Source organism: Paenibacillus sp. 2TAB26, from assembly GCF_052115145.1.
GTDB lineage: Bacteria > Bacillota > Bacilli > Paenibacillales > Paenibacillaceae > Pristimantibacillus.
On the sequence record NZ_JBFRGC010000040.1, the window covers coordinates 29154 to 51549 of the forward strand.

20 protein-coding genes and 1 pseudogene are annotated in these 22396 nt (G+C 44.7%); 4 read left to right on the forward strand and 17 right to left on the reverse strand.

Annotation, left to right across the window (positions count from 1 at the left end; all coding sequences use genetic code 11):
- Nucleotides 1-4 precede the first annotated feature (4 nt).
- A complete protein-coding gene (locus AB4Z50_RS32190; RefSeq protein WP_441885781.1) occupies nucleotides 5-901 on the reverse strand; it encodes an AraC family transcriptional regulator in 897 nt (298 codons plus the stop codon).
- Between the two features lie 132 nt (nucleotides 902-1033).
- Between AB4Z50_RS32190 and AB4Z50_RS32195 the strand changes: the two genes are divergently transcribed.
- On the forward strand, nucleotides 1034-1873 hold the full coding sequence (locus AB4Z50_RS32195) for a phytanoyl-CoA dioxygenase family protein (protein WP_441885784.1): 840 nt from the start codon (nucleotides 1034-1036) through the stop codon (nucleotides 1871-1873).
- Between the two features lie 120 nt (nucleotides 1874-1993).
- Here the strand turns inward: AB4Z50_RS32195 and AB4Z50_RS32200 are convergent, their stop codons facing one another.
- A complete protein-coding gene (locus tag AB4Z50_RS32200) occupies nucleotides 1994-2122 on the reverse strand; it encodes a hypothetical protein (RefSeq protein ID WP_441885787.1) in 129 nt (42 codons plus the stop codon).
- A gap of 430 nt (nucleotides 2123-2552) precedes the next feature.
- On the opposite strand from AB4Z50_RS32200, the gene AB4Z50_RS32205 reads away from it, so the two are divergent.
- Nucleotides 2553-3902: a lytic polysaccharide monooxygenase gene (locus AB4Z50_RS32205; RefSeq protein WP_441885790.1), complete on the forward strand. Its 1350-nt coding sequence runs from the start codon at nucleotides 2553-2555 to the stop codon at nucleotides 3900-3902.
- A gap of 128 nt (nucleotides 3903-4030) precedes the next feature.
- On the opposite strand, the gene AB4Z50_RS32210 is transcribed toward AB4Z50_RS32205, so the two are convergent.
- From AB4Z50_RS32210 to AB4Z50_RS32270, 13 genes are all read right to left on the reverse strand, one after another.
- Nucleotides 4031-5956 carry an ABC transporter ATP-binding protein gene (locus tag AB4Z50_RS32210; protein ID WP_441885793.1) on the reverse strand — a complete coding sequence of 642 codons (1926 nt, stop codon included), beginning with the start codon at nucleotides 5954-5956 and terminating at the stop codon, nucleotides 4031-4033.
- A gap of 188 nt (nucleotides 5957-6144) precedes the next feature.
- Nucleotides 6145-7206 (reverse strand): adenosine deaminase, encoded by a 1062-nt coding sequence (gene add, locus AB4Z50_RS32215; RefSeq protein WP_441885796.1) that lies wholly within the window; start codon nucleotides 7204-7206, stop codon nucleotides 6145-6147.
- 68 nt (nucleotides 7207-7274) lie between these two features.
- Entirely contained in the window at nucleotides 7275-7652 is a 378-nt protein-coding gene (uraH, locus tag AB4Z50_RS32220) for a hydroxyisourate hydrolase (protein WP_441885798.1), read from the reverse strand.
- A gap of 6 nt (nucleotides 7653-7658) precedes the next feature.
- The gene (gene pucL, locus AB4Z50_RS32225; protein WP_441885801.1) at nucleotides 7659-8609 is read right to left on the reverse strand and encodes a factor-independent urate hydroxylase; all 951 of its coding nucleotides are present in this window, start codon (nucleotides 8607-8609) and stop codon (nucleotides 7659-7661) included.
- 17 nt (nucleotides 8610-8626) lie between these two features.
- Complete coding sequence (gene uraD, locus AB4Z50_RS32230) at nucleotides 8627-9169, reverse strand: 2-oxo-4-hydroxy-4-carboxy-5-ureidoimidazoline decarboxylase (protein WP_441885804.1); 543 nt, start codon at nucleotides 9167-9169, stop codon at nucleotides 8627-8629.
- The gene (locus AB4Z50_RS32235; RefSeq protein WP_441885807.1) at nucleotides 9166-9666 is read right to left on the reverse strand and encodes a (2Fe-2S)-binding protein; all 501 of its coding nucleotides are present in this window, start codon (nucleotides 9664-9666) and stop codon (nucleotides 9166-9168) included. The genes uraD and AB4Z50_RS32235 overlap by 4 nt, the downstream gene beginning before the upstream one ends.
- A gap of 6 nt (nucleotides 9667-9672) precedes the next feature.
- The gene (gene pucD, locus AB4Z50_RS32240; protein WP_441885873.1) at nucleotides 9673-11949 is read right to left on the reverse strand and encodes a xanthine dehydrogenase subunit D; all 2277 of its coding nucleotides are present in this window, start codon (nucleotides 11947-11949) and stop codon (nucleotides 9673-9675) included.
- A gap of 24 nt (nucleotides 11950-11973) precedes the next feature.
- A complete protein-coding gene (locus tag AB4Z50_RS32245; RefSeq protein ID WP_441885810.1) occupies nucleotides 11974-12900 on the reverse strand; it encodes an FAD binding domain-containing protein in 927 nt (308 codons plus the stop codon).
- Between the two features lie 94 nt (nucleotides 12901-12994).
- Nucleotides 12995-13624 (reverse strand): nucleotidyltransferase family protein, encoded by a 630-nt coding sequence (locus AB4Z50_RS32250; protein WP_441885813.1) that lies wholly within the window; start codon nucleotides 13622-13624, stop codon nucleotides 12995-12997.
- Entirely contained in the window at nucleotides 13533-14639 is a 1107-nt protein-coding gene (locus tag AB4Z50_RS32255) for an XdhC family protein (protein WP_441885816.1), read from the reverse strand. Before AB4Z50_RS32255 ends, AB4Z50_RS32250 begins: the two co-directional genes overlap by 92 nt.
- A 74-nt stretch (nucleotides 14640-14713) precedes the next feature.
- Nucleotides 14714-16039 carry a 5'-deoxyadenosine deaminase gene (locus tag AB4Z50_RS32260; protein WP_441885819.1) on the reverse strand — a complete coding sequence of 442 codons (1326 nt, stop codon included), beginning with the start codon at nucleotides 16037-16039 and terminating at the stop codon, nucleotides 14714-14716.
- Nucleotides 16040-16379: 340 nt separating this feature from the next.
- Nucleotides 16380-17324 (reverse strand): serine hydrolase domain-containing protein, encoded by a 945-nt coding sequence (locus AB4Z50_RS32265; protein WP_441885822.1) that lies wholly within the window; start codon nucleotides 17322-17324, stop codon nucleotides 16380-16382.
- Between the two features lie 17 nt (nucleotides 17325-17341).
- A complete protein-coding gene (locus tag AB4Z50_RS32270) occupies nucleotides 17342-18745 on the reverse strand; it encodes an MDR family MFS transporter (protein ID WP_441885825.1) in 1404 nt (467 codons plus the stop codon).
- Nucleotides 18746-19295: 550 nt separating this feature from the next.
- Between AB4Z50_RS32270 and AB4Z50_RS32275 the strand changes: the two genes are divergently transcribed.
- Nucleotides 19296-19913 (forward strand): DedA family protein, encoded by a 618-nt coding sequence (locus tag AB4Z50_RS32275; protein WP_076269307.1) that lies wholly within the window; start codon nucleotides 19296-19298, stop codon nucleotides 19911-19913.
- 282 nt (nucleotides 19914-20195) lie between these two features.
- The gene (locus AB4Z50_RS32280) at nucleotides 20196-21647 is read left to right on the forward strand and encodes a SulP family inorganic anion transporter (protein WP_441885828.1); all 1452 of its coding nucleotides are present in this window, start codon (nucleotides 20196-20198) and stop codon (nucleotides 21645-21647) included.
- Between the two features lie 61 nt (nucleotides 21648-21708).
- Here AB4Z50_RS32280 and AB4Z50_RS32285 read toward each other — a convergent pair whose 3' ends face one another.
- Together AB4Z50_RS32285 and AB4Z50_RS32290 are read right to left on the reverse strand one after the other, a co-directional pair.
- On the reverse strand, nucleotides 21709-21963 hold the full coding sequence (locus AB4Z50_RS32285) for a hypothetical protein (RefSeq protein ID WP_339209101.1): 255 nt from the start codon (nucleotides 21961-21963) through the stop codon (nucleotides 21709-21711).
- Nucleotides 21964-22019: 56 nt separating this feature from the next.
- Nucleotides 22020-22322 (reverse strand): annotated as a pseudogene (locus AB4Z50_RS32290) (DUF6376 family protein); the annotation flags it as partial.
- Nucleotides 22323-22396 lie beyond the last annotated feature (74 nt).

The following is a 22396-nucleotide window of genomic DNA, read 5'->3' on the forward strand; positions in this document are numbered from 1 at the left end:
TACCTCATTCTTGCTTCTTATCATTTATTGTTTTCTTCGTTTGTCCAAGCATGCGAAATTGAGACGGCGTAAGCCCCGTTACTTCCTTAAATTGATGGCTGAAATAATGAATGCTTTTGAATCCGAGCCTTATCGAAAGTGACTCCATCTTCTCCCTTAGAAGAAGAGCCTGCTTCGCTCTCTTAATCCGTTCTCTAATAATAAAATGCTTCGGTGTAAGACCCGCTTCTTCCTTGAACAATTTAGAGAAATGGATAGGATGATAACCGCATAATGCAGCAAGCTCCGCTACCGACCAGTTGTAATCTGGCTGCAGCTGCATCGCTTGAATAGCAGGTTCTATTTTATGATTGGCATTAGCCGACAAACTGCCTTCCAGCATATGCCGATACATAACCGTGATTGCTTGGATCATTAACGCACGAAGTGCCATGGTATATCCCGGCTGCTCCCCTTTATACTCCTTAACCATACGCGTCCATATCGCTTCCAGCCCAGGCACTTCAAACAATGTGGGCATAAGAAGCTGGCTTGCCGTCCCGCACACAAGTACCGGATTGTTAGAAACACCCTGTGGCGGCCATGAATTGAAAAAACGAATGCCAAGTCCAGGATGCACAGGCTCTGGCGAATCATGCTGCCAACTGAAATGAATGCTGTAAAAGTCCGTTTTCTCCGTTGCTTTCAAATAGGACTGACAATCAGAACCGTAGTACACGCATTCTCCAGGTCCGATCGTATAGGTCTGATTATTGATATATAGCTCGGCACAGCCAGTAATGACGTTCATGATTTGGCAGTCAGGAATGACTCGAACTCCCCAATTCTCGCCTGCTTCCGCCGTTTGTCTAACGGCGAAGTTGACTGTTGGTGCTATTTTCTCAAGCTCGATAGTAGACATATGCGCTCCTTTTCTCCACATGATAAGAAAAACACAAATGATTCATTGATTTAGGAAAATACAATGCTTCACGCTTTCATTATGATTAGGTTATCAACAATCATAATCAAGCTTGAGGAGAGGTGCAAGAGGATGTTGAATGCTGCACAGTTAGCTGAATTCGAGAAAAATGGTTTTTTGAAAGGCGATGTGGTCTTAAACGATGCTGAGGTTGAACGTTTACGCGAGGAACTAGATTTGGTTATGGAAGGAAAAGCGGTCAAGAAACCCATTCTTAACCACAATATGCGTGAGGAAGAAGCTGACTCCTTATACAAAGGCATGAAGATGAGCGTCAGTGAAAAGGTAGTGCAAATCGTAAATATATGGATGGCTAGCGATGCTTATTTGCAGCATGCCGGACATTCGGTTATTTGCGAAGAAATCGCACAATTATGCAAAACCGATACCCTTCGTGTCTGGCATGATCAGATTCAGTATAAACCACCGGTAACGGGTGGACCGACGCCATGGCATCAGGATCATCCGCTGTGGCCGGTTATTCAGCCAGCTGACCTCGTCAGTGCATGGGTTGCCCTTGACGATGCAGTCATCGAAAACGGCTGCATGTGGATGGTACCCGGCAGTCATAGATGGGGCGATCACCAAAAATATCTAGCAAGTACGCCTGACTTTATGCCTTTTCATCGCAAGCCAGAATTGCTGCCTGAAGGCGCAGTCGTTGAAGCTGTACCGTTCGAGATAAAGAAAGGGCAGGTCGGCTACCATCACAGCCTCACTTGGCATGGCAGCCCGCACAACCGTTCCGAGCTTAAACGTAGAGCAATCGCTGTTCATTACATGCCTGGCCACACCATCTATTCGCCAACAAGCAATCATCCTATGGTGCCTTATGTAACGGTTAATGAGGGAGATATTTTATCAGGCGAGCACTTCCCTGTAGTTTACAACGCAGCTGCTGCAATGAAATAATCTACTGATATTTTTAAAATATATCTAAAGTGATAAAGGCGAATTTCCATTCTATTAGGAATGAAAATTCGCCTTTTTTTATGTTTTTCTATATGTCTGCTGTTTCAATCGGATTCATAGTCAAATCACTTTTTTTGCAATTTGGCTGTCTTTTCTGGGTTTTTCAGTAAAAAGAGATTTTTCTCCTATCCAAAGTCCTAGAATATCTTCCAAAATCAATGTAAAAATGGTAATAATACCTTTCACCATTCATCGAAAAAGCCTTTATCCATGCGGCATAAACGTCATTTTATAATCGTTTTAATCCTTTATTTGTGATATTCAATCAAAAGTTTGATTAAATGCTCCAAAATACACTCATAATTGTCGCGAAAATGTAGTACACTGAGTTCAGCGACAAACACATTATACATTTGTCCCCCCTAAACACCCGTAATGACCTCCTAAAATGATTTAGCCATTCATCAATCTAGAGCCAATTGCCCTTTTGAACAGCGCAGAATACACAAACTAAACTGGATATGAACTCTTCGGAGTTTATATATACAATCTCTATGAACAGGAGGTTTGTTCCCGCACGTTTGCTCAAATGCAACACGAAACGAATAAGCGTTGGTCATTCCAGCTCTTAGACGTGACGGCAATTCCATCTTCCCCAAATTTGAAGGAGGCTACTGCATTGTCAACTATTCGTTCATCACATTTTAAGGTAAAACATCTGCGTACTTACATTGGCATTCTGCTTATTACTGCTCTAGGATTGACGCTATTCTCCCAACAGCTTTTTGCACATGGTTATGTTGAAGGGCCTGCCAGCCGTGCTGCACTTTGTAAATCTGGTCAAAATACCGATTGTGGTCCAATCGTTTATGAGCCTCAAAGCCTTGAAGCACCTAAGGGTTTCCCCGCAGCAGGTCCTGCTGACGGTAAAATAGCTAGCGCTAATGGCGCTTTCCCTAAACTTGATGAGCAATCTGCTACTCGCTGGTCGAAAGTGAATATGTCTTCCGGTCCAAATACATTTACTTGGAAGCTGACTGCTAATCATGCAACAGCTAGCTGGAAATACTATATAACGAAACCAAATTGGAATCCAAATGCTGCGCTAACTCGGGACTCCTTTGATTTAACGCCATTCTGTTCTGTAAATTATGGCGGCACGCAGCCTCCATTTTCCTATTCAAACAGCTGCAACGTACCTGAACGCAGCGGATATCATATCATTTTGGCGGTTTGGGAAGTCGCTGACACACCTAACGCTTTCTACAATGTCATTGATGCAAACTTCAGCGGCAGCAATCCTGTTGATACGCAAGCCCCTACAGCACCCTCCGCTTTAACGACTACAGCGAAAACTACGAACAGCGTGTCCTTGGCATGGAATGCTTCGACAGACAATGTAAGCGTTACCGGATACAGGATATATAACGGCAGCACTTTAACTGGTTCCGTTTCTGGAACAACTCTTGCTTACAATGTACCGGGATTAGCTGCGAATACAGCTTACACATTCAGCGTCAAGGCCATCGACAATGCTGGCAATGAATCCAGTGCAAGCAACTCGCTGTCAGTTACAACGAACGCTCCAGTCGGCAATGATACACAAGCGCCAACTGCACCAGGCGCCCTTCATGTAATGGGTGCGCCAACATCCAGCAGCTTAATGCTTATGTGGAACCCATCAACTGATAATGTAGGAGTATCAGGCTACCGCATTTATAACGGAACAACTTTAGTTACAACAGTAGCCGGCACTGCAACCTTCTACACGGTTACAGGACTTAGCGCAAGCACAGCTTATACATTTAATGTTCAAGCGATCGATGCTGCAGGCAATGTTTCCGCTGCAAGCACGGTTACTGGAACAACGGCTGCCGCTTCAACGGCTGCACCTTGGGCTGCCAATACAGCATACACAACAGGTACACTTGTTTCGTACAATGGCTCCACATACGAGTGTCGTCAATCTCATACCTCGCTTGTAGGCTGGGAACCTTCTAATGTTCCTTCGCTATGGCTTTTGAAATAATTCAGGCACTCTGAGCCAATTGGGTTTCAAACCTCGAATGAGTACAATAAATGCCTCGTAACAAAAAAGGCTGTCCCTCAAGGTCAATGTAGATCTAGACCTTGAAAGGCAGCCTCTTCTATTGTTCTTTATTGCGCCAATCCTGTCATCTCTTCAGGCTTCATTGCCTTCAATTGCTGTTCATACAATTTGCGATAAAGCCCGCCTTCTCGAAGCAGCGTGCGATGGCTTCCTCTTTGTACAATTTCTCCATCATCGATAACCAATATCTGATTGGCGCGAACAACAGTAGCTAAACGATGTGCAATGACAAATGTTGTCCTTCCAACCATGAGGCGTTCAAGCGCCTCTGTGACCATAGCTTCCGACTCGGAATCAAGAGCAGATGTCGCTTCGTCCAAAATTAATATTTTGGGATCCTTCAAAATCGCTCTCGCAATGGCCAGTCTTTGCTTTTGTCCGCCCGACAATCGCATGCCTCGTTCACCGATGACAGCTTCATAACCGTCCTTAAACGCGATAATGAAATCATGGGCATTTGCTGCTTTTGCAGCTGCGACAACCTCGTCATCCGTAGCATCGGGTCGACCATAAACCAGATTATCCCTGATCGTGCCCGAGAAAAGAATGTTTTCCTGTAAAACCAATGCAATATGCTTTCGCAAATCATCCAGATTGTAATCACGCACATCGACACCGTCAATAAATACCGAACCTTCTACAGGCTCATAAAATCGCGGAATAAGGTTGATTAAAGTCGATTTGCCTGCGCCGCTTGGCCCCACAAGCGCAATCACTTCGCCGGAGCGCGCTTCAAACGTAATGTCCTTTATGCCCTGTCTTTCTTCAATCGTAACTTCCGGCGGGAATGGATGTACATTCGTTGGTTTCCAATAAAACCGTTTCGTCGCCTTCTCACGTTCGATGATATCCGTGTCTTCAGTTCCGTTAACGGTTTGTGCAGGTATTATATTTCGTGTTTTATAGTTATAGGTAACATTAACGAAAACGACATGACCATCACAACTTGGCATAGGAAGCGCATCTTCTGACTCCTTAATCGAAGGTTTCTCATCAAGCATCTCAAACACTCGTTCGATATTTGTAATCGAGTTTTGAATGGTGACATTAACATCTGCGAATCGCTGTATCGGTCCATAAAGATTGCCCAGCAGCAATTGAAAAGCGATGATTTCACCTGCTGTCATTTTACCTGCAAGCACTAAGCTGCCTCCGCCGAGCCAAATGATAATGCCGCCGATATGGGCAAACGATTCACTAAGCCTGCCAAGCACATTTGAGAATAAATGAGCGTACACCGTATGGTTATAATGCTGCTTTGTCTGCYTGCCAAACCGGGCCCGCTCCTGTCTTTCGCCGTTGAATGCTTGCACGATCCGTATTCCCGCCATACGCTCGACGAGAGTACCTGAGATACGCTCCATCTGCCGATGAACCGAACGCCATGCAAGCCGAATATGCACATTCATGTTTGTAAACGACAAGTAATAGAAAGGCAAGATAATAAGTGAAAGCGATGCTAAGTACACATTCATCCGAAATAACAGAAATCCCGCAAAAAGCACCATAAACAAATCGAGAACAAGGTTAATGATGCCCCCGCCAATCAAGTTTTGAGCCCCTCCGATGTCATGAATGACTCTAGAGGATATTCCTCCTACTTGCCTCTGATCATAGAAGCTGACAGGCATCTTTTGCAGATGATGATACAGCTGCTCGCGAAGATCCTTCATCATCCGATTGCCAAGCATCGCTGAGAAATAATTTCTTAAAAAGCTGACAATAACACCAAAAAATAAAATAATAGCCATGATGCCTACAATTTGATAGAGCCCCCAGTCCCCTTTGCCTGCAAGTACATCGTCGAGCAAAATTTGCGTGTAGATGGGTGTTGATAGAGGTGCAACGAATTGAACCATACCTAACAAAATGATAAGTCCTATCGACCACCAGTAAGGTTTTGCCCATAGTAAATATCGTTTAACTGGACTAATGTGAATCCCTCCCGAAACACAATTAATAACTTTTTCCATCTTAGTTCATGATGTAAGGGATTACAAAGCCTAAGGTGCACAGGATATAGCAGAAAATGGTTGCGATTGGGAGTAATGTCTATCTGTCAAAGCTCAGATGAAACATTTTCAATAAATTCAAGGATTTAGGGGCAAAAACAAAGGCCCCACGTCAAAATCTGACGTGAAGCCTTTTACCATATATTTTGTTAAACCTTAAATCCTTTTGCTGCCCATTCATTTTCCAGCTTAGCAATCAATAATTGTTTTTCTGCTTCCTCTAAGAAAGCAGCCTTTGCGCCGTTTAGCACGATTTTGGCAATATCATTCATCGTTAAGCCGCAATGCTCAGCCAGCTGCTCATATTCCTTCTGAATCGTCGTATTCGAAACCGTTCGGTTGTCCGTATTTACTGTAACAATGATCCCTTCCTCCAAATAACGGCGGATCGGATACGCGTCCCAGCTTGGAACAGCTTTTGTCTGGATGTTGCTGAGCGGGCACATCTCCAAAGGTATTTGCCGTTCCCTCACGAGAGCAACGACCTCCGGATCTTCCTGCATTCGAATGCCGTGGCCGATACGTACAGCACCTAAGCCCGTAATAGCGACTCGGACGTTTTCCGCACCTGCCGCTTCTCCCGCGTGGATCGTAATTGGCAGCCCCAGCTGCTGTGCTTCTTCAAAGAGCTGAAGGAACAGCTTGGCGGGAAATCCTGCCTCGTCACCAGCCAAATCGACGGCAACGACTCCTTTATTATAAAATCGCGCTGCTTCTTCAACAACGTCCTTATTGAGCGCATAGGAATGATGCCTCATACAAATAATGATTGCTCTAGCTACCGTGCCAAATGCTTGCTCACCGCGCTTTAAGCCATTTATCACATGCTGGATGACATCCTGAATGGTTAAGCCTTGTGTGCGATGCAGCTGAGGAGCAAAGCGCACTTCGATATAGCTTACCTTATCGTTTGCAGCCTGCTCAACAAGCTCATATGCAACTCTCTCTAACGCTGATCCCGTTTGCAAGTACGGCAAGACAAAACCAAACTTGTCCAAATACTCCTTTAAGCTCTCGCAAGTTTCTCCAACCTGCATATGAGACAGAAGCTCTGTTTCCGAATCTATTTGTAAAGGATTCCCTTGCTCTATAGCGAGCTCCCTAATGGTCTCCGGCTTTACGCTCCCATCTAAATGCACATGCAAATCAACCTTTGGCAGCTGCGACAATAACGTTGTCATAGCTGCAGTTTTTTCATTCATTAACGCCATCGTCAAATCCCCTTTCGGTATATTCATACACTATCCTGATAGTTTGTATACATGACCACAAAATTGGGCTAGCTTCCGCGGTAGGTACTGTAGCCGCCAGGAGCAACTAATAATGGAACGTGATAATGCGAGTTTTTATCGCGAATGCGGAACCTAATCGGAATTTTATCAAATATGCTCTCTTCTATCGCTGACAAATGTTCCGATCGCCGAAAAAAATCTCCTGCTGCAAAAACGATCTCATAGGTTCCGCACTCCATACTTTCACCCAGAAGCAATGGCTCATCAACGCGTCCATCTTCATTCGTCTGATAAGAACTAATGAGCCTAGGCTGGTATGCAGCTTCCGCACTCTCCTCACCCAAATACCATAGCTCTATGGTTATGCCAACAACCGGTTTGCCTCCAGCAAGATCAAGAACATGCGTCGTAACTTTCCCGTTCACACTGGATCACTCTCCCTCAATCAGGTCAGCTCTTGTAAGAGTGAATCCTTGGAAGCCATAAGGCGGACGTGGTTCAGTAAACACGCCTGCTGCTGCGGAATGCTCAGGTTCCATTACCGTTTCCCATGTCCGATTGTTCGACTCGAATCGAACCTCAGACAGCTGCGAGAAGGTAGTAAGAATGCTTTTTCCAATTTGATAGATTAAATACTGAATGGAAGGTGAGTTTGCAAGATGGAACAACGTGTGGGCTAAATCATGGATCTGCTCGGATGGAACATAATTTCCGCGCCGACTGTCCAAAGCATCCTCTGCATGCTCATAAGTCCAAAAGATATGAAGGAAAATAAATAAAGGACGATCATAGCTTTCAGGCAAAGTTGTATATTCATCGCGAACGAATCCATAAAACGAGCTGCCCCTCACCTTAATGAGCTGAATGTGGGACAAAGCACTTTCTTGCTCAGCGAGTTGCAAGCTATTGGCTGTACGTATCCATTTTTGCGAAGCGCTCGCATGCTCGTTGTGCGATCTTCGAAACACAAGCTGGCTATCGTTCCAGCTGCTGCCTTCGGCAATCGTGACGGAGTTAAAAGGCAGCCGATCCGCGCGAATCTCAATCGCATCTATATGCGAATAACGCTCCATAAATCGCTCGCTTATGAAAGCAAGCAGTCCCTCTGTTGTACTTCCTTCATAATGAGCAGTTTGCCGTAATATAAAATTTTTCATCGAGTCAGTAGCTACGACCTGCGCATTGTCACCCTCCGTAAAGGAGGTAAGCAGCACCTCGCTGCTCACGGAGAAGGTTATGTTATGAGCAAAAATAATATTAGGATCACCCGTATAAGTTGATTGAGGGATCGATTTAACAGAAAGCGGTATTGCGTATGTCCGGTAGCTCAGCACATCGCCTTTGCCATAATATAATGTTCGTCCGCTGCGTAATTTTAGCATAATGATCGTTCCTTTCTCTACTCCATGATGAGATCTCTTAAACGAAACCTTGAAATTTTCTCAATTTCTCGCAATGCTTGCTCTATTTCTTCAGCAGCAGAATGCCATAATCTAGCTTCCATCGCTGCGAGTATATCCTCTTTCTTTTTTCCTCTTACTGCGAAAATAAAGGGAAACCCAAAAGATTTTACATACGTTTGATTTAATCCGAGGAAGAGCTCGTATTCATCTGCCGTCAATTGATCCAAACCAGCACCTTGCTGCTCTATCGCGGAATACTCGGCAACCGCAAGCCTTGTTCCAAGATCGGGATGGGCGCGGAACAAATCAATAATCGTCTCTACTCTTGATTCCCGCACAACGTTCATCATCGCGTCATGAAGCGCTTCGACCGAAGCAAACGGACGCGCTGCACTTGCCGAAGCGGCCACCCAAGGCGAATGCTCAAATATCGTTCCAAGCCATGTTATGAACTGCTCGCGGGTGCATGCATTGATTTGATCCATATTTATTTTCATTTCCAGTACCCCTCGTGAATCGATCTCATACCTATCTCTCATATCGCTTGACGCCTCCCTTCAATGGCACGTTTCACAGCTCTCCATATTCCGCCATATCCAGTACAGCGACACAAATTACCTGATAAGGCTTCTGCAATTTCATCGTCTGACGGTTCTGGCTGGTGGTCGAGCAGCGCTTTAACGGAAACGATCATTCCCGGTGTGCAATAACCGCATTGAAAGCCGCCTTCTTCTAGAAAGGCTTGCCCAATCGGGTCGATCCCCTCTGACGAAATACCTTCTATCGTCGTAATCCGCTTGCTGGTGCATTGATAAGCCATCGTTAAACAAGAATTGACCGCCTGGCCGTCAATCAATACCATACATGCACCGCACCTGCCGATATCACATGATCGCTTCGTCCCCGTAAGCGCCAAGTCATCACGCAATATGCTCAGCAATCTGGTGGAAGCTGCCGTTTCAATCTTAAGCTCCTGTTCATTAATGAAGCATTGGAGTGCAAACGGTGTTTGGGCTTTTGCAGTATGATCGCTCATCTCCGTTCACCCCTTCATAAGAAATAATGGCTTTTCTTGCAAAAAAGCAGGGTCTACCGGCAGTTTAGTTACCCACTTCCCGCAAGCTTGCCTAATAGCAGCTGCGATAGCTGGTGCTAGAGTAACCGATCCGACCTCGCCAATACCGCGTGGCCCATAATCATCCCCCTCAGGCAAATGCTCAATGGCTTCCACTTCTACTAACCCTTTTTGGTCTATGATCGTCGGAACAAGATACGTATCCAAATTTTGCGTAATATATTGTCCTTTTTCCATAATCGCATCTTCCATAAGTGTAAAACCAAGAGCCATACTGCTGCCTCCTTCGATTTGACCGAGGAAGCCTTGTGGATTTATGACAGGTCCAGCCGCTACCGCATGATACTGCTGCAGCACCTTAACTCGGCCTGTCAGCGTATTAATCTCAACCTTTACAACTACGGCCGAATAGGTATACATAAAATGTGCGCCTACACGTTCTGTAGGTGAGGTTGGAAATGAAAAAGAAGTTTCACAGCGAATAGGGGAATCGCAAGCTTCGGCGAGCTCTTGGTAGGTAAGCAGCAGTGCGTTGCTCGACGTCTCTCTTATGCCGCCTTCACCCAATTGCAGCTCTTGAGCAGGCTGTCTTAACGCTGCTTCAGCTCGTTTTAGCAACTGCTCTGTAAATGGCTGCTTTAACTTTTGAAGTGATTTCCACATCATTGCTGTTGCACGTGAAGCCGTAGTTGAACCGCTGTTTGGCACGACATCGGTATCGCCGATAATGATCCGCAAATCATCTGCTCCTAACTTGAACTGCTCGATGAGCATCTGCTCCAGCGATGCAATGAGACCTTGCCCAAACTCCTCATAACCGAATACGGCTTCAATCTTCCCGTCTTCCGCAAGCTCTAAGCGACCGCCTGCAGGGTCAGGAATACCAACCCCAAGTCCTGCGCCATGCATCGTAAAAGCGGCTCCGATGCCCGTTTTCACCCAAGGTTCTGCGCCATCTTTGCTTCGTGACTTGGTTTGCAGCTTCTCCTGCATTAATGGGCTCTTTGCTATAGCGCTCCATACTCGCTCGGCACCTTCGGTCATCACGATCGGTTGATCAAATGGCCCGAGATCGTCCATTTTGCGCATATTTAATTGGCGAAATGCCCAAGGCTCTAAGCCAAGCTGCTCAGCCAGTCGATCCAATTGTCCCTCAAGTGCGAAGATAGCTTGATTGCCGCCAAAACCTCGGAATTCACCCGACATGCCGTTGTTCGTAAATACCGATACGCCTTCAACGTCCAAATGCTCGTATTGATAAGGACCTATAACATGCTCTACAGCAAAATTAAGCACCTCGGCTCCAAGCGTTGAATAGGGACCCGTATCAGAAATAAGTCTGACTTGGTGAGCAATTAATTTCCCTGCTGCGTCAGTGCCCGTTTTCATCGTAATTTTCATCGGATGCCGCTTTAAGCCAGCACGAACCGATTCCTGCCTCGAATTATGCATCTTGACTGGTTTTCCTGTGTAAGTGGCGAGCAGTGCCCCATAAGGCTGCACATTCAACTCGTCCTTTCCGCCAAAAGAACCTCCAATGGGGCTGGATACGATCCGAATATCCTCTTGTGGTACAGCTAAAATACGTGATAATTGCATACGATCCATAAAGCCGTGCTGCGTTGGTGAATATACCGTTAACCGATGATTCGCCTCCGGCACGAACAAGCCGCCTTCCGTTTCCATATAGGTGTGCATTTGGCGCGGCGTGTAATAGGTTTCCTCTATGATACAAGCACATTGCTCGAATCCAGCCTCAGCGTTCCCTCTATGAAAGGATGCCCGGTGCATCGCATTGCCTTTTGGATGAAGCAGAGGTGCATCATCCCGCAGCGCGGGCTCAGGATCATCCACTACCTGCAAAACTTCATATTCAACTTCGATAAGTGCAATAGCTCTTTGTGCAATGGCAAGGGATTCAGCTGCTACTGTCGCTATTGCATCACCCACATATCTCACTCGCTCCTCACATAAAACAGGCTGGTCAGGATGCGCAATGCCAAAAGCATTTAATCCAGGGATATCTTCAAAGGTAAGCACGGCGTGGACACCGGTTAGTTGCTTGGCTTTATCTGTATGAATGGACAGAATACGCGCATGAGGATATTCGCTTCGTAGAACAAGGCCATAAAGCATATGATCCCTAGTCATATCGGTTAAATAAGCCAGACTGCCTGTTACTTTACCTGGACCATCAGGACGGATTCGCCATCTACCTCCGCTGCTTGTGCGGTTTAAGAGCATACGCTCACTCCTTCCTGTCATTCCTCAATCTCTAGCTGCCTTCCAAAGCTCCGCTGCGATGACGTTAGCTGCTGTAATCTTCCGATACGACGATGATGCGAATAAATCTTCCCTAGGTTCGTATTCTTGCAAAATACAATCATAGGCTTGCTGAAGAAGCTGATGATCCACAGCCGCTCCTACGATTTCTGCTTCTAATCGTTCTAGTCTTTGCGGAAGCGTTTGTCCTCCTCCAAGCGCGATTCTTAGTTCCATGAGCACGCCAGCGGACGAAATCGCGCCTAATATGGCTGCAGTTACAATAGAAGGAGTAAATGCTTCACGACGTCCTACTTTATGGTAGGCGCCAAAATGCTTGATTTTCGAAATGGTATTTTCCTCTTCATCCCCACACGCCGTGCTCTCTTCCGTTAATAATGTGAAAGGCAGGACGATGCTGAGGAGCAATCTCTCACATCCTTGAGCCGGATCGTTTGCTAGAAGCAAATAGTTGGATAAAGGAGCGCGCTGCTCTATTACACCGTTGTACCAAATCACTTCAGCATCATAGGCAAGGAGAGCCGGAATAGCGTCACCAATTAAGGAGGAAACATTGCCGCCAATCGTTGCTAAATGCCGTATGGACGGCGCTGCTATTGCGCGTACAGCATCGGTGACTAGTGGAAAATTACGCTGCAGGAATGCATTCGTCCGACAAGCCTGCAAAGTCACTTGGCCGCCAATAATGACGCCTGATTCGCCGATTTTAACTTCGTTTAATCCACGAATAGCACTCAAATTGATCAAATGTTTCGGGATAGCAGAAACACCAGATTCCCACTGCGTTCGAAGCAAGGTTCCACCTGAAATATATAATCCATCAAACCCATAGCTTTGTTTAAGCAGCCATGCCTCTGCGGCCGTCTGAGGATGCCATACAAGAGGAGATGACATGATCTCCTGAGCATTCATGTTCACATTACTCCCCCGATCCGTTTGCATCTAAATAAGCGCTTAACCCCGCTCCAAACGAGGTCATTTTAAGGCCGCATACAATTAATTGACCCTAGCACTCTTTAGACAAACCCAAATATCGTTTTTTAGCTAAAGCAAAATCTGCTGGCGTATCTACGTCAAATAATGTCTCACGATCTAACGACAGCAGCCCATAGCCTTGAAATTCAGTTGATTCGAACAGCTTACGAGCTCCAGCATCGCCCCTTAACTGAAATAATGAATCGAACATGGAGCGGGATAATATCGCCGGAGGCATTAGAACAATTTCCCCTTCATTCGCTTCATGCACTGCGGTTGCGACAAAATCGAGAGCCGGACGCTCGCTCCAGCAGCGGATAAGCCTATTAATCATTCCGGAAGTAATAAAGGGTTGATCAGCGAGTACAACCACAACTGCATCAAGCGCAGCTTCCTCTTTCAAGAGCGCTTCAAGGCCGCAGCGTAACGAATAGGACATTCCCTTCTGCGCATCCGCACATTCAATCACAGTGACACCGCTAGACTGAAAATGATGAGCAGCACTTACAGCACTATCCTCTGCCTGGATCCAATCATTTGAATCTTCGGGATTAACAACAACCTTGATCTCATGAAGATCGCTGGATAACAGAGCCAGCAGCCCCATCCGTGCCAGCGGCTTGTTCTTCGACAGCTCGAGCGATTGCTTTCGAACTCCCATGCGCTTGCTCTGTCCTGCTGCTAAATAAAGGGCTGATATTCGCATGTTTACTCCCCTCCTGTCGCTGGCTCCCTTTCCTTGCTGCACGTATGGTAATTAATTCAGCCGCAACACTGACAGCTATTTCATACGGTCCATCTGCATGAATGGAGAGACCTATCGGAGCGTGTACATTAGATGGAATGAGAAAGGTCTCAAACAGCATCCTTATCCGCTTCTTTGAACCAAGAACGCCGATGTAAACAAGCTTTAGAGGCAATGCAAGCCTAATCATGTCCTTATCCTGAGACAAATTATGGCTGCATACGATTAAATAATCATCTGGACGGAGTTGCACCTGCTCCATTATTTGTACGGGAGATCCAATCACACATTCGGCGTGTGGAAACCTTTCCTTCGTACATAACGCCAGCCGCCAATCAGCTGCTATAACACGAAAGCCAATTTGTATCGCTAACGAATAGATAGCTTCCGCGTCTTTTCCTAGCCCGAATAACACCAAACGAGGTCTAGGCGTAATTACGATCGTCATTTGATTGGAATTGTTGTTCAGTTCATCTTCATAGTCCACCAGTGAGTGATCGCCAAGGTTATCAATAAGAGCGTAGCTGATTTCTTTCTCATCCCAGCTTCGCATTAGCTTAACGGAAATACCGGCATCATTTTTTGTTTTCGCTTCAAGCAAAATCGCCCGCAATCGTCCTTCCACAGGCTCCAGCAACATGCGAATCTCGCCGCCGCAGCCCACACTCTCACCCCATATAGCATCCTCTTCAGGCTTCATATTATAATCGACACAAATGAATTGACCGGAATCCCATACACCCGCCGCCCTTTCCAACAAATCTTGCTCCAAGCAGCCAGGGCTAACCGATCCAATCTGATCACCGCTGAAGCTGAACAACATCGACGCTCCGGTCTTACGATAGGAATGACCCTCAACACATACAATGGTAGCGAGCACACTCGGCTCGTCGCTTGCCTTCAACGATTCCAATACATCATGCATATCCATCCGCTATCCCTCCATTAGCATTAGCGCATTTAGCCCTCGCAGCGTAATCATTAGCTTAGCCTTCAACCTATCAGCTACAATCGAGCGATCAATTTTTTGAGTGAGCGATCCGCTTCCTTTAAGACAACTTTTTTATCAACCGTTCTCACGATCTTGTTTTCCATGACCACTTGCCCATCAATAAGAACGGTATCAACATCGCCTCTTGTCGCCGCATAAACAACTCTTGAATACCAATCTGCATCAAATGATGGATATACATGGAAATCCTCCAAATCAAGCAGCTGCAAATCTGCGAGTTTCCCAGTCTCAATACTGCCAATCTCATTTTCTAAGCCAAGCACCTTCGCTCCGCCCATCGTCGCCATCCGCAGCACCGTTTTTGCATTCATAATCGTAGGACCATGCTTCACCTTTTGCATATAAGCGGTTAAGCGCATTTCCTGAAACATATCCAAATTATTGTTGCAAGGCGCGCCATCCGCACCAATGCCAATATCAATCCCTTGCTCAAGAAGATGCGGAATTTCTGCAACGCCTGACGCAAGCTTCATATTAGAGCCCGGACAATGAGTAATCTTGACTCCCCTCTCCCGTATAATTCTTTTTTCCTCCTCATCTAACCAAATGCTATGTGCCAAAATGAGATTCGGCTTCGCAAGTCCAATATGATCGAGATAGACGACATTTCTCATTCCGCGTTCCGCCTCAACCATTGCAATTTCACCCTGGTTTTCTGATGCATGCGTGTGCACCATTACGCCATACTTAGCAGACAAGTCACGTACGCCAATAAGCAATTCCTCGGTGCATGAAACAACAAAACGCGGGCAAAAGGCGTATTGAATTCTCCCATTTTCAGCACCATGCCATTTTTCGAGAAGATCCACACTGTCCTGCAGCGATTTTTGAGTATTTTCCTGCAGAGCAAGCGGCACCTCCGTACCATGATCCATCATCACTTTTCCAGAGAGAGCTCGAATGCCGCTTTCTTTAATAGCTTGGAAAGCCGATTCTGTATAATGAACCGTCTCCATATCCAGAATTGTCGTTGTACCGCTGCGAATCAGTTCGCCAATTCCGAGCATGGCTGAGTAGTAAACAGAATCCTCACTATGAGCAGCCTCAAGCGGCCAGATTTTTTCCTTCAACCATTCAATGAGCGATAAATCATCAGCCCTCCCTCGAAACAGCGTTTGGCATAAATGGATATGCGTTTGTACAAACCCGGGCAGCAGCACTTTTCCGCCTGCTTCAATAACACGATCAACATTCTGTGTCTCCAACCGTTCGCCCATTTGGGCAATTCGGCTTCCCTCTATTAAGACATCACCTGTGAAAATCTGATTGTCGTGGTTTATAGTCATAACTACTGCGTTCCGAATAAGTATAGTTGTCATTCAAAAAATCCCCCCAATGCCTCAAGTGCTAGTATGTTAAATTCACCAAATATTCTGCCTTTATTAATTACAGCATCACCGTCATCCTACAAACGGAAAGACAATGCAGGCATTTACTTTCTTTGTGTAAGGTTATCTAACATAATAATGCAGATTCGATCGTTAGGCAATACGTTTCTTTAAATATTTATATGCTTTACTATGAATTCGCGGAACAACTTAACATTAATGTGACATTAATGTTCCCTCGAAAAAATTCAATTCAGCAAAAAGAACAAAAAACCGCTCCAAGCACGAAAAAATCGCGTTTGGAGCGGCTTTTGATTTATTCACATACCGTTTATTGTTTATTTGTTCCTAAACAAGACGGAATAATATGTTCAAATATAAGGCGTCTTGACCATATTGCCTCATTTCGTTTCGTTATTTGTTTTCGAACGACGATCACAAGCTCATGCTCTGGCGCGATGAGCAAATATTGACCGCCATGGCCAAAAGCAAAATAACAATCGCATTGGCCGTTGTGACTCTCCGGCGAATACCACCAATGATAGCCATAGCCGCCATATATCGGCGGTTCATACTGCATCAATCCGCGATGATGGAGCTGAGTCGATTCTGTTATCCATGAAGCTGACAGCAGCGGCTCGTTGTCAAAATGTCCACTACCTACAAATAAACTGCCAATCTTCGCAAGATCTCTGCCATACAATTGAAGCCCGGTTCCGCCTTCATTAATACCTGCCCGTTCCATCCATCTCGCACTGCGAAAACCAAGCGGACCAAACAAATAATCTTTGGAAAACGAAAGAGCCGGCATCCCAGTCGCTGAAGTCAATATCGCAGACAACAGATGAGATCCTCCCGAATTGTAAGCAAAAGCCGTTCCAGGTTCAGAAATCAGCGGCTGATTAAATACAAATTGTATGGGATCTTTCGCTGCTTTCAAGGCTTTATATGGCTTGTCAAAGTCAGGCCATTCAAACCCAGGCGTCATCGTCAGCAAATGCTTGATAGAGATTTGGCTGAGCGCTTCGCTTATTTCCTGCGGATGCTCCAAATAATTCGTAATGGGCTCGTCCACACTCTTAAGAAAATGTTTATCAATCGCGATTCCAATCAACGAGGATAAGACGCTTTTTGTACAAGAATAGAGCGGACCGATTGAATCCTGTCCGCTCTCATACCATTCGCCAAGCAGCTTTTGTCCTTGAAGCACGATAACAGATTTCATTTTCCATTCGGCTAACAGCTTGTTACTAGCTTCCAAATCAATTGGATTCATCTGTTTAATCGACCTTTCTAAGAAGCATTTCTTTGCTGCTGTTCAGGCTGCTTAATCTTAGGCATGCCAATGGATACAAATACAACAAAAACAGATAATACCGCTACCCATATAAATATCGTATGCAAGCTTCCTGCAAGAACCGTTGCTTCAATTCGATCAGCTTGACCGGTATGAAGCAGCAAACCAAACACAGTAATCCCAATGGTCTGGCCGAGTGTACGAATGAAATTGTTGCTGGCCACAGCAGATCCACGAAGCTCCCAGCCGACAGCTGAAGATACAGCTACCGTTATGGATGTAAGAGAAAGGCCAAACGAAAGCCCTGCCAAAAACGTATAAATGATAAATAATACAATGGATGTAGAAGCTGTCATAAAAGCGAAACCAATGCTGCTGACGAACAAGAAGCAAGAGCCCGCCACACTAATAAAGCGCAATCCTTTTTTGGCTATCCAGTTTCCTGCTAATATTGAGCCCAGCGGCCATGCTACGGATAGTGGAATCATGGCAAGTCCAGAATAGGTAGCCGGTTTGCCGTATACGCCTTGTATCCATAAAGGCAAATAAAATATTATGACGACATTGATCACACACAATAAGAAACTGCTAAGATTCGCCATGCTAATAATCGGATTCCGAAATAGCTGGAATGGAATGATCGGTTCTGGAGAACGTTTTTCGATACGAGCAAAAATGACGAAAAATAGTACAGCTATACCAAATAATACGCTAATCGTTAGTTTTCCGCCGTTGCCACCATCGGCATCGCGAATTAGCGTCATCGCATACAAGAAGCTGAACATAGCGATCGTAAAGGTAATGATGCCAGGATAATCGATATGTCTCTTTTTCTTCTCCAATGTCTCCCGCAGTGAAGTGGAGAGCAAATAAATAGCAACGATTCCAAAAGGCAAATTCATATAGAAGATTGCCCGCCAGGATATGTAATCGACCAACAGACCGCCAAACAATGGGCCTGAAATACCCGCTATCCCCCATATGCTTGACATCCAGCCCTGTACCTTCGCACGCTGTTCATAGGGATATAAATCTCCAATGATCGTATAAGGTATCGTCGTGAGCGCACCTGCTCCGAGTCCTTGCAAAGCACGAAACATAATAAGCTGATTCATTGATTGCGCTACACCAGAGAGCATGGAGCCTGCAAGAAAAATCAATGCCCCGATAATAAAAATTTTCTTTCGACCGTAAAGATCGGATAGCTTGCCGTAAACAGGAGTAGTAATAACGGTTGCGAGCAAATAGATCGAAATAATCCAGCTGTACTGCTGGATTCCTTGAAGTTCTCCCGTAATGCTAGGCATGGCTGTACTAACGATCGTCCCCTCGATGGCAGCAAGAAATGTGGCTACGAATAATGCAATGGTTACTTTTTTCCGAGTCTGATTAGCGTTCATTGTTCATCCTTTCTGTGAATAACATGATAAATAAAAAAAATATTCACACGACCTTTCTATTATGGTCGCTGGAAGCATGAAATATCAACGTATTTATTTCAATCAAGACGTTCGCGATAAACGAATCTCCTTCTTTTGCATGCATAATTTAGTACAAACCCGCAATATATATTGTGATCGATCAACTTCAGCTGTACGCCAAAATTCACGATCGCCAAAAAGCTGACATAAAGCCTGTTCAGCTGTTTTATATGAAGCATGTTCTTCTATTAAGATTGTGACGCATACCGTAAAACATAGCGATTCATATCGCCGTAAAGCATCCACCTTTTTTTGGAAATCCAGCATGAGAATAGTCGCCCCTTCATACACATAAAACCTATTCCCTATTGTAACTGTTCCTGAAAAGCAATTAGTTACGAAATGGTTAAATTTGAATCCTTTCCTCTCACCAATCGTATGTATGGTATCCTTTCGGATTCGGATATGTTAACATGTTTGAAGTGGAATAATAAAAATTCTATTTTTTGGTAGGTTAGGATGTTGCTCAATGTATGATTTATTATTGAACATAATAGATGATTTTGGTTATTTCGCTTTATTCCTCGTTTTATGTCTTGGTTTAATCGGTTTGCCCATACCTAATGAAGCAGTCGTGATGACTGGCGGAGCATTAGCTGAATCCGGTGTATTATCGCCGATACCCGCTTTTATTATGACGTGTCTTGGTATTTGCTCCGCGATGACCTTTGGATACAGCATCGGTAGATTTGCAGGAAGCAAGTTGTCCAACTGGTTCAGCCAGAAGAAAAACATAAGTAAATTTGTCGCTAAATCCGAACAGTTAAGTGAAAAGTACGGCGGCTACGCCATCAGCCTTAGCCTTTGCCTTCCTTTTTTAAGACATGTCACGCCATATGTTATGGGGATGAATCGCATGCCTTACAAAAGATTCGCAATCTTCGCTTACCCATCCGCATTTGTATGGACACTCATCTACTTTATTATTGGTACGTTCGTGGGAGATCAAGTGCAAGACCTCTCTGATCATATTTACAAATACTTAATATGGGTCATTTATGCCATCATTGTTATCGTTGTTGGTTTTATCATTTATAAATATTATAAAAGCAAACAACAAAAGGATCATATCGAACGGCCAATGTAGCCGTTACAGATTTAAGAACCATCGCAAGCCGCGGTGGTTCTTTTCTATTCCTAGCCTTATGCCTGAAAATTAGATAATGCAAGATAACTGGCGAATTCACTGGATGTAACCGCTTTCTCAAGATATCGAGCCGCGTTGTTTTCACTTTATTTGTTGTATAATAACGAACAGTGTGCAACGGCCCCGACTTTTCTGCGAGAGTAAAGTCAATCAATATCCTTGTTATGTTCTTGGTGTCAGTAAAATTAGACAAATGACTGCAATTTGGGAGGTTTATTTGCTTTGCTTGAACAACTAAAAAAATCTTGGTTTTCAAATGTACGCGGTGATATTTTGGCGGGCATTACAGTTGCGTTAGCGCTCATACCGGAGTCTATCTCTTTTTCTTTAATGGTAGGTGTTGGGCCAATGGTTGGATTGTACGCCTCCTTCTGCATCGCTGTCATTATTTCCATTGTTGGCGGCAGGCCCGGAATGATTTCCGCTGCGACAGGAGCGATGGCGTTACTGATGGTCTCTCTAGTTAAAGATCATGGCATCGAGTATTTGTTCGCTGCTACGATTTTGGCGGGTGTATTGCAGTATATTATGGGCGTGCTCAAGCTAGGGCAGCTTATTCAATTCATTCCGCAATCCGTCATGCTCGGCTTTGTCAATGCATTAGGCATCCTCATCTTCACTACCCAGCTTGTTCATTTTGTGGGTGCTACTTGGATCATGTATGCTCTCGTTGCATTAACATTAGTCATTATCTATACACTGCCTAAATTCACAAAGGTTATACCTTCACCGCTGGCTGCAATTATTATCGTTTCCATTATAGCCGTTGCCATTGGCGCGGATCTCAAAACCGTTGGCGACAGAGGTTTAATCGAAAGTACATTGCCGCTGTTCCATATTCCGGATACGTTATTTTCGCTTCATACGTTGTGGATCATATTGCCGTATTCCTTCTCACTCTCTATCGTAGGAATTTTGGAGTCGCTTTTAACAGCTTCGGTCCTTGATGAAATGACAGATACCACAAGCAACAAAAACAAAGAGGTACGCGGTCAAGGCATTGCAAACATGGTGACAGGCTTCTTTGGCGGAATGGCAGGCTGTGCATTAATTGGTCAATCGGTTATCAATGTGAAATCAGGCGGCCGAACTAGGCTTTCCACCTTCGTAGCTGGCTCGTTCCTGCTCTTTCTTATTATGGTATTAAGTGATGTCGTCAATAAAATTCCGATGGCTGCTTTAGTCGGCGTCATGATTATGGTGTCTATTAGCACGTTTGATTGGAAATCAGTATTTCATATTCATAAAGTTCCACGTACCGATGCGTTAATCATGATCGTTACAGTAGTTATTGTTCTTATCACACATGACTTGTCCAAAGGCGTATTTGCTGGAGTTGTGCTAAGTGCATTTGTATTCGTTGGTAAAATGGCGAAAATCCGTGTTTCCATCGCAGGTGAACGCTCGAAGAATCTTACGTATCATGTAAGTGGACAGTTGTTTTTTGKGACAACCAGTCGTTTTGTGACTCTTTTTAATTATAAAGACGATCCAACACATGTGACTATTAACTTTAGCGGCTCGCATGTATGGGATCAATCCGCGGTGACCGCCATAGCGAAGGTTAAAAACAAATATGAGCAGCTGAACAAGAAAGTTTCATTTACGGGGCTCAATGAGGAAAGCAAATTAATTATACGTCATTTGGGCTTAACTTCATCAGGCGGTCATTAACAAACAAAGCTCATGCAAGTGCACCTGTCGGTGTGCTAACATGAGCTTTTCTAATCATTTTTTATTCCTGTTTTTCTTCCTTAACTAGCTTTTCCTTGGCTGTATCGATGAAGAAATCAAACAGCTCGTCATCTTCCTCTAACAAATCCTCAAGTGCCAGCAGTTCTTCTTCCTTACCTGATTCATGAAGGAAAAACAAGCCATAACCCCACTCTTTGCCTCGCTTGCTGTGCAGTGCAATTTCATACTCATTCTTATGCCCTTCTACCCCGAATTGAACATTGCCTACGTAACCGTCTTCTTTCGAATACGTCATAGTGGCCTGTAATACATTGATGTTAATCACTTCTGTTCTTCCTTTCTCATCGTTCATTACGGTGCGAGCTGATTGATTTGATTTAACAGCTCGTTAATTTTGTTGATCGTATCTGGAATACCCGTCGATTCAAAAGCGGCTCTACCCTGCTCAATATTCGTTAGAGCTTGATCGATACCCTGCTGCAGCGTCGCGTTGTAATCGGCAATCGATTGATGGATATCTTTTGCGTAATCAGGTACCTGCAGTCCCTCATAATGGACAACCTGTTCCTTTAAAGCAAGAAGCTTCTCCTTTAAATCCGTTCTTTTGTCCAAATCCGTCACTGCTTGCTCTGCAAGTGTATTCATATCTTGTCCGAAATCCGTTAACGTTTATAAGTAATCCGTCGTTTCTGTTGCAAAATTTACCGTTTGACCTACTTGATCAATAA

Bases quoted from the DNA above. Each gene is read 5' to 3' on its own strand.
- AB4Z50_RS32265 (WP_441885822.1), bottom strand. From the start codon at position 17,324: ATGAATCCAATTGATTTGGAAGCTAGTAACAAGCTGTTAGCCGAATGG.
- pucD (WP_441885873.1), bottom strand. From the start codon at position 11,949: ATGCTCTTAAACCGCACAAGCAGCGGAGGTAGATGGCGAATCCGTCCT.
- AB4Z50_RS32195 (WP_441885784.1), top strand. From the start codon at position 1,034: ATGTTGAATGCTGCACAGTTAGCTGAATTCGAGAAAAATGGTTTTTTG.
- AB4Z50_RS32200 (WP_441885787.1), bottom strand. From the start codon at position 2,122: ATGGTGAAAGGTATTATTACCATTTTTACATTGATTTTGGAAGATATT.
- AB4Z50_RS32270 (WP_441885825.1), bottom strand. From the start codon at position 18,745: ATGAACGCTAATCAGACTCGGAAAAAAGTAACCATTGCATTATTCGTA.
- uraD (WP_441885804.1), bottom strand. From the start codon at position 9,169: ATGAGAGATAGGTATGAGATCGATTCACGAGGGGTACTGGAAATGAAA.
- AB4Z50_RS32190 (WP_441885781.1), bottom strand. From the start codon at position 901: ATGTCTACTATCGAGCTTGAGAAAATAGCACCAACAGTCAACTTCGCC.
- AB4Z50_RS32255 (WP_441885816.1), bottom strand. From the start codon at position 14,639: ATGGATATGCATGATGTATTGGAATCGTTGAAGGCAAGCGACGAGCCG.
- AB4Z50_RS32285 (WP_339209101.1), bottom strand. From the start codon at position 21,963: ATGACGTATTCGAAAGAAGACGGTTACGTAGGCAATGTTCAATTCGGG.
- AB4Z50_RS32250 (WP_441885813.1), bottom strand. From the start codon at position 13,624: ATGGGAGTTCGAAAGCAATCGCTCGAGCTGTCGAAGAACAAGCCGCTG.
- add (WP_441885796.1), bottom strand. From the start codon at position 7,206: ATGGCGTTAATGAATGAAAAAACTGCAGCTATGACAACGTTATTGTCG.
- AB4Z50_RS32245 (WP_441885810.1), bottom strand. From the start codon at position 12,900: ATGAATGCTCAGGAGATCATGTCATCTCCTCTTGTATGGCATCCTCAG.
- pucL (WP_441885801.1), bottom strand. From the start codon at position 8,609: ATGCTAAAATTACGCAGCGGACGAACATTATATTATGGCAAAGGCGAT.
- AB4Z50_RS32275 (WP_076269307.1), top strand. From the start codon at position 19,296: ATGTATGATTTATTATTGAACATAATAGATGATTTTGGTTATTTCGCT.
- AB4Z50_RS32260 (WP_441885819.1), bottom strand. From the start codon at position 16,039: ATGACAACTATACTTATTCGGAACGCAGTAGTTATGACTATAAACCAC.
- AB4Z50_RS32235 (WP_441885807.1), bottom strand. From the start codon at position 9,666: ATGAGCGATCATACTGCAAAAGCCCAAACACCGTTTGCACTCCAATGC.